At 76.5% G+C, this 1491-nt stretch carries 1 protein-coding gene; it reads right to left on the bottom strand.

Going from position 1 to position 1491, the window contains the following annotated elements; all coding sequences use genetic code 11:
* The coding region (locus AB0O29_RS35870) for an aminotransferase class I/II-fold pyridoxal phosphate-dependent enzyme (RefSeq protein WP_365160624.1) at window positions 1-1491 on the bottom strand (1491 nt) is incomplete at both ends.

Below are 1491 nucleotides of genomic sequence, written 5' to 3' on the forward strand. Positions count from 1 at the left end.
TTGGCCCCGAGCCGGCCCACCCGCTGCGGCTCCGCCCGCAGCACCCGCAGCGCCGCCAGCGCGGCCGCCGTGTCGGCGGGGGTCATACCGGCGCTGTAGACGAACCCGGGGACGGTGTAGCGCAGGTACTCCACGACCCGCCGGGAGCCCGCCACGTAGCCGCCGCAGCTGGCCAGCGCCTTGGACAGGGTGCCCGCCCACAGGTCCACGGCACCCCGGTCGACGCCGTGGTGTTCGCCGATGCCGCCGCCCGTCGGGCCGATGGTGCCGATGCTGTGCGCCTCGTCGACCATCAGCAGCGCGCCGTGCCGCCGCTTGACCTCGATGAGGGCGGGCAGGTCGGCTATGTCCCCGTCCATGCTGTAGACGCCCTCGACGACCACGAGCACCCGGCGGTACTGGTGGCGGACCTGCCCGAGGAGGGCGTCCAGGGCGGCCGCGTCGTCGTGCGGGAAGGGCCGCCGGGTGGCGCCGGAGAGCCTGCAGCCCTGGAGGATGCTGTCGTGGGCCAGGGAGTCGTGGACCACCAGGTCGCCCGGGCCGACGAGGTGCCCGATGACGGTGACGTTCGTGGCGTGGCCGTTGGCCAGGGTGAGGGCCGAGTCGCAGCCGAGCAGACCGGCGAGCTCCGCCTCCAGCTCCAGGTGGAGCGGGCGGCTGCCGGAGAGCAGCCGGCTGGCGGACGCCGAGGTGCCGTAGCGTTCCACGGCCTCCCGGGCCGCCCCGGTGACCCGGGGGTCGGTGGCCAGGCCGAGGTAGTTGTAGCCGGAGAAGGAGAGCAGCCTGCGGCCGTCGACGACGGTGGTGTCGGTCATGCCGCCCTCGTGGACGAGGAAGTAGGGGTTGGCCAGCCCGGCGCGGGCGAGCAGGCCGAGGCGCTCGCCGTGGCCGGTGACCTCCGGGAAGCACTCGATCCGCGTGTGCTCCTCGGGCAGCGGGTGCCCTTCGGGGAGGGGAGCGGGGGAGGTGGCGGGCGCCGGGTCCGGCGGGACGGGGACCGCGGGGGCGGTTTCCCGCATGGGGACGGTCTCGGGCGCAGGTGCCGGTGCCGCGGGAGCGGCCTGCCGTGCGGGTACGGGCGCAGGCGCAGGGGCCGGTGCCGCGGGGGCGGCCTGCCGTGCAGGTGCCGCCTCCGTCGCGGCTGCGGGGGTCGGGGCGGCGGCCGCGATCAGCGCGGCCAGGCCCGCCACGGTCGGCCGGTCGGCGGTCTTCTCGTCGAAGCGCCACCGCGGCCACTGCCGGGCGAGGGTGGTGAACAGGTCGGTCAGCATCAGCGAGTCGAAGCCGAGGTCGTCGACGAGCAGCTGGTCCCCGCGCAGATGGTCGACGGGGTACGCACTGATCCGGGCCACGTGCTCGAACACGGCTCGGGTCACGTCGTCGTCGGCGCCGCCGCCCGCCCCGTCCTCGGCCCTCGCCCGGGCCGCCTGCGCGGGGATGACGGGGCCGGGGCCGGAGTCGGCCCGGGCCTGCGGTACGGGGGCGACCGGC

The sequence above is a fragment of the Streptomyces sp. NPDC089915 genome (assembly GCF_040684675.1).
Taxonomy (GTDB): Bacteria; Actinomycetota; Actinomycetes; order Streptomycetales; family Streptomycetaceae; genus Streptomyces.